Raw genomic sequence first — 10,624 nt, 5'->3', positions numbered from 1 at the left:
GCGACCTCAGCCTCATCGCCAGCGATCTGGACGCCAAACGCAACATCGGCCTCGCCGCCCAAGGCGACGTCACCATCGCCTCCGGCGCGGACGAAAGCCATTCCTACTACAAGTCCAAAAAAGTCACCGCCCAGGAAGACCACGTCAAACAGGTCGCCAGCACCATTACGGCTGGCGGCGATGTGGCGGTGAGCGCCGGTAATGACCTGGCGTTGATCTCCAGCCGCATTACTGCGGGCGACGAGGCTTATCTGGTGGCGGGCAACAACATCGAGTTGCTGGCGGCGCAGGACACGGACTATTCGCTGTACGAGAAAAAGAAGAAGGGGAGTTTTGGGCAGAAGGAAAGCCGGCGGGATGAAGTAACCCAGGTGACGCATGTCGGCAGTGAGATCTCCACGGGGGGCGACCTGACGTTGGTCAGTGGTGGGGATCAGCGGTATCAGGTGGCGAAGCTTGATAGTGGTGGTGATCTGACGCTGGAGAGTGGCGGGAGTATTACTTTTGAGGCGGTGAAGGACCTGCATCAGGAGAGTCATGAGAAGAGTAGTAATAGCCTGGCCTGGACGTCGATGTCGGGTAAGGGCAGTACCGATGAAACATTGCGGCAGAGCGAACTTGTCGCTCAAGGCCAATTAGCATTCAAAGCTGTTGATGGGCTGAACATCGATATCAAGCAGATCAACCAGAAGTCGGTGAGCGAGACCATTGATGCGATGGTGCAGGCTGATCCGCAATTGGCTTGGTTGAAGGATGCCGAAAAGCGCGGTGATGTGGACTGGCGCAGGGTGCAGGAGGTCCACGAAAGCTTTAAGTACAGCCACTCGGGGTTAGGTCAGGGGGCGGTGCTGGCGATCATGATTGTCGTTGCTGCTTTAACGGCCGGTGCAGCGAGCGCTGCGTTAGGCTCGGTTGCAGGGGCTGGTGCGGGCTCTGGCACCGCCATGGCAGCAGCTGGCACTTCCGCTGCTGGCGTTGCAACTGGAGCCGGCTGGGCCAACGTGGCGCTGACTGCGGTGGCGACTTCAGCGGCCGGTTCCGCCACGGTGAGTACGATCAACAACAAAGGCAATCTCGGTGCTGTTCTAAAAGACGTCACCTCCAGTGATGCCCTCAAGGGATATGTCATTACCGGTATCACGGCGGGCATGACCGCTGCCTATTTCAATGACTGGACCGGTACTACCACTGACCCTGTGACAGGAAAGATCACCACCAATCTCAGTACTTGGAAAGGAATTGGTCAGTTCGCTGCCAACCAAGGCTTGCAAAACGGCACCTCTGCAGCCTTGGGCAGGATTATGGGGCAGAGCGGTGATCTGGGTAACGCGCTGCAGAGCACCCTTTTTAATACGTTAGCAGCTGCCAGTTTTAATGCCGTGGGTGATTACACCAAAGGCGTTTATGCCGACGGCAGCGTCCAGAAGATCATGATTCATGCCGTGGTCGGCGGGCTGTTGACCCAAATTAGCGGTGGCGACTTCAAGACCGGGGCACTGGCGGCAGGCGCCAATGAAGCCTTAGTCCAGCAACTCGATATCTGGGTTGGTGGTGATGAAAATCTGCTGACCATGAGTTCGCAATTGGTCGGTATGCTCGCCGCGGCTACGCAGAGCGGCGTCGACGGTGAAAGCCTGCAGTTGGGCTCTTGGGTAGCGCAAAATGCAACGCAGTACAACTACCTTGAGCACAAGGACATTGACGCGCTCGCCAAGGACATGGCCGGGTGCGGTAAGGATGAGAGTTGCCAGAAGGACAAGTGGGAGAAGGAGTACAACCAGGAAAGCCTAGAGCTTACTCGAGCCGCCATGGACGTCAGCGGAGCCCTTGGCGCCAAAGACATGCTGCCTCGAGTGATCGACTCGCTGGAGCCTTTGCTGGCGATGGTTTGTGAGACCACCACCTGCCAAACTTACAAGACCGTTTTGATTGAGCGGACTGTCGCGGCGGCGGAACATCTGGCCGGACAAATCACCGACTGGGGTCCTTCAATGGACCGGTTCGGGTTGTTAGGCACCGGTGTCGCGGCGGTAGAGGGTCCATTAGGCAGCAAACCCCGGCCGCCGGGAGCCTCGACGCCGGCGGGGCTGGCGCAGGTGGGGAAAGCTGTTGAATATTTGCGTGGTGTAAAAGAGTTAGGTGCCACTAGCGCGGGGCCTAAAGTTCCTCCAAAGTTGCAACCTCTGTCGAATCCTCCCCAAGGGCCGGTTATTCCCGCGGACTGGGTAAGCCGTCCGGGTAAAACGCCAGGTAGCACGATCTATTATCCACTTGGCTCCGACCCGAGTGCTCCAGGCAGCACATATATTCGGTTGATGCCTTCAGGTTCAACACCTGTTCCCGGTTTGGAGAATGGTTACTGGATATCGGTGAAAAATGGACAGCCCACAAACCCGGCGACCGGTGGAACTGGTCCAAGGGGAGACACACATGTACCGCTACCACCCAATACCGTACCGCCTGAGCGGTGAGAGGAAAGTATGATTAATGAGTCGGAGATGGAAGAGTTGAGGTCAGCCGTGCTGACAGGCGTGACTGTTGGTGTAGGTTCGCAGGTTCTGATTTTCGGAAATGGAGTGTCCGTGTTAATTCAGTGTCCTTTTAAATGCGATAGTAAAGGCAGTGAGCGATGGGGGCATGGCGAAGAAGTTGCAACTGCTTCGCTGGTTTTTGATTTCTTAAATCATAAAGTTGATAGCGCCTACGATGAAGGAGGGGTATTGACACTTGATTTTGCGGGTGTCGGGTCTCTGGTAATTGTTCCAGATTCAAATGGTTTAGAGTCTTACGTGTTGACTACTAAGTTTGGTGTGACTCCAGTCTCCGTGATTTGATGGTGCGATACAGAAAAGGGGACCAGAAAAGGGGACACCCATTAGCCGGTCTCAAGTCAAGGTTAAAAGCCAACTCTCCCTGCAGCTTTTGCTGCCGGGTATTTCCTATCACTGAACCTGGCGGCGTCTGCCGTACAGGACCTCACCAACACAGGGCTGATCGAAGCCGGAAACCGTCTCGACCTGATGGCAGGGAACAACATCGTCAACACCGCCGGCGGCGTTATCGCCGGTCGTGATGTAACCCTGACGGCGGTCAAAGGCGATGTCATCAACGAGCGCAGCGTCACCAGCTCGGACTTCACCAACAAGGGCTACAGCCAGCAACGCGACTACCTGGACAGCGCCGCACGTATCGAAGCGGCGAACGACCTGACCATCAACGCGGGCAGGGACGTGCTGAACAAGGGCAGCGTGATCACCAGCGGCCGCGATACCGACATCCAGGCCGGTCGCGACATCAGCATCGCGTCCACCGAGCAACAAAGCGCCGACTCCGGCGGCAGGCAGCAAAGTTCGGTGACCCAGTTCGGCTCCAGCGTGGACGCCGGTCGCGACATCACCCTGAGCGCCGGCCGCGACCTCAGCCTCATCGCCAGCGATCTGGACGCCAAACGCAACATCGGCCTCGCTGCCCAAGGCGACGTCACCATCGCCTCCGGCGCCGACGAAAGCCATTCCTACTACAAGTCCAAAAAGGTCACCGCCCAGGAAGACCACGTCAAACAGGTTGCCAGCACCATCACGGCTGGCGGCGACGTGGCGGTGAGCGCCGGTAATGACCTGGCGTTGATCTCCAGCCGCATTACTGCGGGCGACGAGGCTTATCTGGTGGCGGGCAACAACATCGAGTTGCTGGCGGCGCAGGACACGGACTATTCGTTGTACGAGAAAAAGAAGAAGGGGAGTTTTGGGCAGAAGGAAAGCCGGCGGGACGAAGTTACCCAGGTGACGCATGTCGGCAGTGAGATCTCCACCGGCGGGGATCTGACGTTGGTCAGTGGTGGTGATCAGCGGTATCAGGTGGCGAAGCTCAATAGCGGTGGTGATCTGACGCTGGAGAGTGGCGGGAGTATTACTTTTGAGGCGGTGAAGGACCTGCATCAGGAGAGTCATGAGAAGAGTAGTAATAGCCTGGCTTGGGTCAGTGCCAAGGGGAAGGGGAGTACTGATGAGACGTTGCGGCAGAGTGAGCTTGTTGCTCAAGGCCAATTGGCAATCAAAGCTGTTGATGGGCTGAACATCGATATCAAGCAGATCGACCAGAAGTCGGTGAGCGAGACCATTGATGCGATGGTGCAGGCTGATCCGCAATTGGCTTGGTTGAAGGAAGCTGAGGCGCGGGGGGATGTTGATTGGCGCCTGATCAAAGAAACCCACGACTCCTACAGCTACAGCCATTCAGGTCTTGGTCAGGGAGCGATGCTGGCAATCATCATTGTCATCACCGTGCTGACAGCAGGTAGTGGTACCGCTGGAGCGCTAGGGCTTTCAGCGGGAGGCACTGCCCAAAGTGCGGCTCTAGCGGCAGGATTTAGTAGTACTACCGCGGCCGCGATTGCCAGTGCTGCGAGCGCAGCCGCTGTGGCAACAATGTCAGGGGTTATCTCTCAGACTGTTATCAGCACCATCAATAATAAAGGCGACTTGGGGGCAGCCCTAAAAGACGTTACGTCGCCCGAAAGCATGAAAGGTTATTTGATTACTGCTTTGGCAGCCGGCTTTGCCGCCGGAGTTCTTGATAAAGCATTTGGCGTTGCGCCAGCAGATGTGGCCAAGGCAACGCATGGCTTTGATCTTGGACAGCTGGATGGTTTTACCAAGTTTGCCAGCTATACCTTGGCGGGAAATAGCTTCAATGCGGTTGCCAATACGGCCATAAATGGCGGAAGCCTGAAAGACAACCTGGCCCAAATGGCGATTAGTTCAGCCGCAGATGTACTGTCTGCTGGAATCTATAACAAGCTTGGAACGCAACTGGAGTTTTCGGGGCTTTCCGCAAAAGTTGGTGCGCATGCGCTGGTAGGTGGGCTTATAGCTGAGCTAGCTGGTGGAGATTTTAGGACTGGGGCGTTGGCTGCGGGAGCGAACGAAACTTTCGTATCCTTGGTGGGAGATAAGGTCTTTGCTAATAACTCCCATGACCAGTTGTTGGCAATGACATCTCAACTAATTGGGTTGACGGTTACTGCGGCAGCAGGCGGTTCTGACAAAGATCAGGCTGTCGCAGCGTGGGTTGCGGAACAGGCAACAAAATTTAATAGCTTGGATCATCCTACTGCTCAAAAGCTGCTCAATGAATTAAATGACTGTAAGGCCACTAAAAGTTGCAGTGAAGCGAAAGTGCGCGAAGTGATAGCTCGATATGAGAAGCTTTCAGCGCAAAGGTCTGCGCAGATCGACGCCTGTAAGTCGCCCGAATGCGTTGAAGGGATCAAGTCCAACAGTATTGTTATGGACGATCCAGTCGCGCGGGAGCTGTTGGATCTTTTTAAGCACACTATTTCGTATGACATGTATGGATTGTTGGCAGGAGATCCATCTCATGTGGCCATACCTTCGCAGGGTCTGGACAAATGGGGTGGACTGTTTGTCACAGATGATCAGCTTGCGACCGCAAAATATATCAAGGAAGGCTGGCTAACTCCGAAGCAACAAGCTCAACTTGATACATGGAATAGCCAAACGGAATGGATGGATCGTGCGGCAGGTAGGAAACTTACTGCTCAAGAGAAAGCTTCTAACCTGTTGGAGCTGACATCGGCCGCAGCTATAGGAGTATTTGGAGGCAGAGGGAACGCTGGTCAATCGAAAGGTGCCAGTTTAAAGGAAGCAGCAGCGGACCTTGGCTACAATTTGCGTATTCCGCCGCAAAAAGCGCCCTTTGACTCGCATGGACAAAGCGTTTTTTATAATGGAAAGCAGTACATTACTCCTGATGTAGATGGGCATAATGTAAGCAATGGATGGAAGGTGTTCGATAAAAAAGGGAACCGGCTTGGAACGTATGACGAAAATCTAAATTGGGTGAAAAAATAATGAGATTCAATATTTCGCTGAATGATGAAGAAATAAAACAAAGTGGGGAAAATGTTCTTGAGGGTTTTATCGAGCTGTCTGGGTCGGTAGAGCGGTTTTATGCACCTGCTTCGTACTGGAAGAAAGAGCAATATGTGAAAAGTTGGAGGCAGTCTTTTGACGAAGGATATGCTAATAAAAGCCACTCGGCACTCATCGTATCTATGCGTGATCCATTGGCGGCGAATTTTATATTTGCCTGGGTGTTGTACTTTGAGGTGGGTAAGGTTTTTGTGCAAAACAAAGTATTGTTCATGGATGAAATTGATAGTGTGTTTGATTCTGAGCGAGTTAATGATTATTTCGGTGGGCGAGAAACTATTAATGAGGAAGGGGTGAAAATTTCGGAGTGGGAGATCGCGCTCGAAGATGTTGTGAATTTTTTTAATGAGCGTATTTAGTGTAAGAGGGCGGTTTTGTATGTAAAAAATGGCGATTTCAAGTGTGTACTTGCTTAAAGCCTGTCTAGTAGGATTTTTACCAATGGGGTCATCGTGGTATGGCTGTCAGCACACAAGATTATTACAAAAAAACCAACAACCTCGCCGGCCTCGGCCGCCGCTGGGGCGGCCAAATGATTGACTCGATGGTCACCCTTTTCCTGTTCATCTTCATCGGCCGGGTCGCCGAATTTCTAGCCCTCCCGCCAACCGCAGTCGGTCTTCTGGCACTTGGTTCCGCCGCCGCGTATTACCTCTTTTCCGACGCCATGCCCAACGGTCAGAGCCTGGGTAAAAAGCTGTTGGGTATGTCGGTGATTGATGAGCGTAGTTATCTTAATTGCAATCTCTATCAGTCCTTCATGCGCAATATCACCACGCCGTTTCTCAGTGTCTTTGACTGGGTGTTTATCTTCTTCGGGTCACGCAAGCGGTTGGGGGACATGATCGCTTCTACCATTGTGATTCGGTCCAAGTAAGGCGTTATCGTTTACCACCTTCGCGGGCAAGCCTCGCTCCTACAGGTTTTGTGTCGTATATGGAAAATGCGAACAACACGGCACCAGTAGGAGCAAGGCTTGCCCGCGAAGGCGTCTCGGCAGGCACAACAAATTCCCTGATATAGACTCAACAACACCCAACCACCACCGGAGAGCCCCCATGGCAGGACTGCAATGGACTCGCTGATCACTGCCGCCGCTCAGGCGCTGGCGGCGGGGGATCCGTTGGGGGCGCTGGATCGGGTGGCGTTGCGTGAGGATGCGCCGGCGTTGGCGTTGCGCGGGATTGCCATGGCGCAGTTGGGCGATCTGGCGCGGGCCCGGGTGCTGGTGCGGCGGGCGGCGAGGGCGTTCGGGGCGAAGGAGGTGGTGGCGCGGGCGCGGTGTGTGGTGGCCGAGGCGGAGATCGCGTTGGCTTCGCGGGATCTGGGCTGGCCCGTGGCGGCGTTGGAGGCGGCGCGGGTCACGTTGGAGGCGCATGGCGATTGGGTGAACGCTGCCCATGCGCGCTATCTGGATATCCGTCGTTTGCTGTTGATCGGAAAGCTCGATGAGGCGCAGGAAAAACTCGCGCCACTCGATCCGGCCACTTTGCCACCGGCGCTGAGAGCTACCCATGAACTGGTGGCGGCCGGGATCGCCATGCGTCATCTGCAATCGCAGACTGCCCATGCGGCGCTGGCCAGGGCCGAGCTCGCTGCCCGGCAATCGGCGATCCCGGCGCTGTTGGCGGAAGTCGACAGCGCAGTCCAACTGCTCAACAGCACGGCCGCGCATCTGACGACGAAGGGGCAGCAACAACCGTTGTCGCTGGAGGAAGTAGAAGCGCTGCTCACCTCGCCGTCACTGGTGGTGGACGCCTGTCGTTACGTCGTTCGCGGCGCCGGCATGTCGCTGTCGTTATCGACGCGCCCGATCCTGTTCACCCTCGCTCGCACACTGGCCGAAGCCTGGCCAAACGATGTGCCGCGCGAAACTCTCATCTCCCGCGCCTTTCGCCTGAAGCTCAGCGATGAATCCCACCGTGCGCGCCTGCGGGTCGAAATCGGGCGGCTGCGGGCGGCGCTCAAACCGCTGGCGGGCATCACCGCGACCAAGCGCGGATTTGCCCTGGTCCCCCAGTCATCCCCTGACGTGGTGCTGCTCACGCCTCCGGTCGAGGAGAAGTACGCGGCGTTGTTCGCCTTGCTCAATGATGGCGAAGCCTGGTCGAGTTCGGCGCTGGCCCTGGCGCTCGGTCAAAGCCAGCGCAACGTGCAGCGAGCCCTCGATTCGCTGGCAACGCAGGGCAAGGTGCAGTCGTTCGGACAGGGCCGCGCTCGACGCTGGCTGACACCGCCGGTGCCCGGTTTCGCGACGACCTTGTTACTCCCGGTGCCGCTGCCCGGTGGCTAGGATGAACGCCACCAACCCCTTTCGAGGAACACCAAGATGAAACAGTCAGCCGCTGAAATCCTCTGTGAATATGGCCCTTTCGAAGGCGTCGACACCGTGCACGGCCTGACCTGGGACGGAAAGCAGGTCTGGTTCGCCGCCACCGACAAACTCACCGCCCTTGACCCCGACAGTGGCCGCACGTTGCGCTCGATCGACGTCGCCGCCCACGCCGGCACCGCCTTCGATGGCAAGCACCTGTTCCAGATCGCCGAAGACCGCATCCAGAAAATCGACCCGCACACCGGCAAGGTCCTCAGCACCATTCCGGCGCCCGGTGGCGGCAATGATTCGGGGCTGACCTGGGCCGAGGGTTCGTTGTGGGTGGGCGAGTATCGCGAGCGCAAAATCCACCGGATCGATCCGGACAGCGGCGCCATTCTGAGCACGCTGGAATCCAACCGGTTCGTCACCGGTGTGACCTGGGTTGAGGGTGCGCTGTGGCATGGGACCTGGGAGGGGGAGGAGAGTGAATTGCGCCGCGTCGATTCGCGCACGGGGGAGGTGCTGGAGAGTCTGAAGCTGCCGGTTGGCATTGGTGTGTCGGGGCTGGAGTCCGATGGTGGCGAGCGGTTTTTCTGTGGGGGTGGTAACAGTGGGAAGGTGAGGGTGGTGCGTCGTCCCTGACTGCCATACCTGTGGTGAGGGGATTTATCCCCGTTGGGCTGCGAAGCGGCCCCAAAAAATGGGACTGCTGCGCAGTCCAACGGGGCGGTGCGACGTTTCGCTAAATCCCCTCACCACAATGTTCTCATCAGCTTATGAACTGAGTGGAATTGGTACCCAAGACACCCTTTTCAGCAGCAAACACTCAAACAAACACCTTCAACAACAACGTCGCCAATATCACCGTCGAAGCCCCGCCAATCCGTGTCGAGATCTGCGCAAACGGCATCAGCGACATGCGGTTCGATGCCGACAGAATCGCCACATCCCCGGTCCCGCCCAAGCCGCTGTGGCAGCAGGTCACGATGGCCGATTCGATCGGGTACATCTTCATCAAATTGCCAATGAAAAAACCGGCAACCGTCATCGACACCACCACCGACACGCAGACCAGCACATAGCCCACCGAGAACACTTTCACCACGCTGTCCAGCGGCACGTAGAGCATGCCCAGGCCGATCATCACGGGCCATATGAACGCCGAGGACACCAGTTTGTAGAAGGTGTTGGCGCCTTTTTCGAGTTTCTCCGGCAGCAGGCGAGCGTACTTAAACAGCACGGCGGCGAGGATCATCATCACCGGGCCGGGGATGCCGACGACTTTTTCCAGCAGGCCGCCGAGCACGAAGAAGGCGCAGATCACCAGCACGCCGGCGCCCATGACGCGAAAGTCGACGACGGAGCCGGTGTCTTCCTTGACCTTGAATTTGTCGTTCTCGGCCCGGGCGCGGATCAGCGAGCCTTCGCCGTTGATGTCCGGACGTTTGAGGGCCAGGCGAGCCAGGTAGCCGGCGCAGATGATCGCGGCGATGTTGCCGACCACCGCGGCAGGCGCCAGTTGTGCGACGTAGATATCCGGAGTGCCGCCGAGGATCGCCGAATAGGCCAGCGACAGCGGCAGAATCCCTTCGCCAATCCCGCCACCGATGATCGGCACGATGATGAAAAAGAACGTGTGGTGAAAGCTGTAGCCCACCAGTTTGCCGACGATCAGTCCGCTGGCTACTGCGGCCAGAGTGCCCACCAGCAGCGGGATGAACATGCGCAACATGCCCTGGACCAGGATGAAACGGCTCATGCCCAGAATGCTGCCGACCACCAGGCTTGCGATCACGAAGTAGAGGAAGTTGGCTTCTTTCATCAGCATCTTGGTGGCGTCGATCGTGGCCGGGCCGAAGAAGCCGTAGAACACCAGGATCGAGGGCAGCATCAGGCACAGAATGGCGCCGCCGCCGATCTCCTTGAGCACCGGCAGGCGCGAACCCATTTGGCCGAAAAACACGCCCATGGTCATGATCACGGCGAGGCCGCCGATCATGTTTTTCGGCAAGAAACCGAGGTGGGCCGAGAGGTAGACGATCAGCGCGATGCCCAGGAACACCGGCAGCGGGATGACGCCGATTTCATAGGTGCGCAGGCGTTGCACAAGCCCGACGGCGGGGATTTTCAGGGACGGTTCGATGGACTCATTCATGTCGCGACTTCCTCATGTTTGTTGTTATCGAGGATTCAAAAAAATCTACGGTTTACGCCTTGCCTTTTTGTAGGAGCGAGCATGCTCGCGATGGAGGCACAGGCACCGCTGGCATCCAGACAGCCCGCGTCATCGTTGACGACCATCGCGAGCGTGCTCGCTCCTACATCTATGGTTACCCCCTTTTCTGCAATACTG

8 protein-coding genes and 1 pseudogene are annotated in these 10,624 nt (G+C 56.9%); 8 read left to right on the top strand and 1 reads right to left on the bottom strand.

Going from position 1 to position 10,624, the window contains the following annotated elements; genetic code table 11:
• The 8 genes and pseudogenes from ACW9JE_RS24565 to ACW9JE_RS24530 all read left to right on the top strand — a co-directional run.
• Positions 1 to 2,471 (top strand): DUF637 domain-containing protein (locus ACW9JE_RS24565; protein ID WP_457434202.1); only part of this gene is annotated, 2,471 nt, incomplete at its 5' end.
• Between the two features lie 9 nt (positions 2,472 to 2,480).
• Positions 2,481 to 2,834, top strand: a complete 354-nt coding sequence (locus ACW9JE_RS24560; RefSeq protein WP_457434201.1) for a hypothetical protein — start codon at positions 2,481 to 2,483, stop codon at positions 2,832 to 2,834.
• A 108-nt stretch (positions 2,835 to 2,942) separates the two neighbouring features.
• Positions 2,943 to 5,165: pseudogene (locus tag ACW9JE_RS24555) on the top strand (DUF637 domain-containing protein); the annotation flags it as partial.
• Between the two features lie 123 nt (positions 5,166 to 5,288).
• Entirely contained in the window at positions 5,289 to 5,873 is a 585-nt protein-coding gene (locus ACW9JE_RS24550) for a toxin C-terminal domain-containing protein (protein ID WP_457434203.1), read from the top strand.
• The gene (locus ACW9JE_RS24545; RefSeq protein ID WP_457434200.1) at positions 5,873 to 6,313 is read left to right on the top strand and encodes a hypothetical protein; all 441 of its coding nucleotides are present in this window, start codon (positions 5,873 to 5,875) and stop codon (positions 6,311 to 6,313) included. The genes ACW9JE_RS24550 and ACW9JE_RS24545 overlap by 1 nt, the downstream gene beginning before the upstream one ends.
• Before the next feature lie 98 nt (positions 6,314 to 6,411).
• Positions 6,412 to 6,831, top strand: a complete 420-nt coding sequence (locus ACW9JE_RS24540; protein WP_457434199.1) for an RDD family protein — start codon at positions 6,412 to 6,414, stop codon at positions 6,829 to 6,831.
• A 195-nt stretch (positions 6,832 to 7,026) separates the two neighbouring features.
• A complete protein-coding gene (locus ACW9JE_RS24535) occupies positions 7,027 to 8,247 on the top strand; it encodes a helix-turn-helix domain-containing protein (RefSeq protein WP_457434198.1) in 1,221 nt (406 codons plus the stop codon).
• 36 nt (positions 8,248 to 8,283) lie between these two features.
• On the top strand, positions 8,284 to 8,913 hold the full coding sequence (locus ACW9JE_RS24530; RefSeq protein WP_457434197.1) for a Vgb family protein: 630 nt from the start codon (positions 8,284 to 8,286) through the stop codon (positions 8,911 to 8,913).
• A gap of 184 nt (positions 8,914 to 9,097) precedes the next feature.
• On the opposite strand, the gene ACW9JE_RS24525 is transcribed toward ACW9JE_RS24530, so the two are convergent.
• Positions 9,098 to 10,426, bottom strand: coding sequence for a 2-hydroxycarboxylate transporter family protein (locus ACW9JE_RS24525; RefSeq protein WP_457434196.1), 1,329 nt, complete (start codon positions 10,424 to 10,426; stop codon positions 9,098 to 9,100).
• Between the last annotated feature and the right edge of the window lie 198 nt (positions 10,427 to 10,624).

The organism is Pseudomonas sp. SDO55104_S430, from assembly GCF_054070595.1.
Note: the sequence above shows the minus strand (reverse complement) of the source record. Positions and strands in the feature narration are given on the sequence as shown.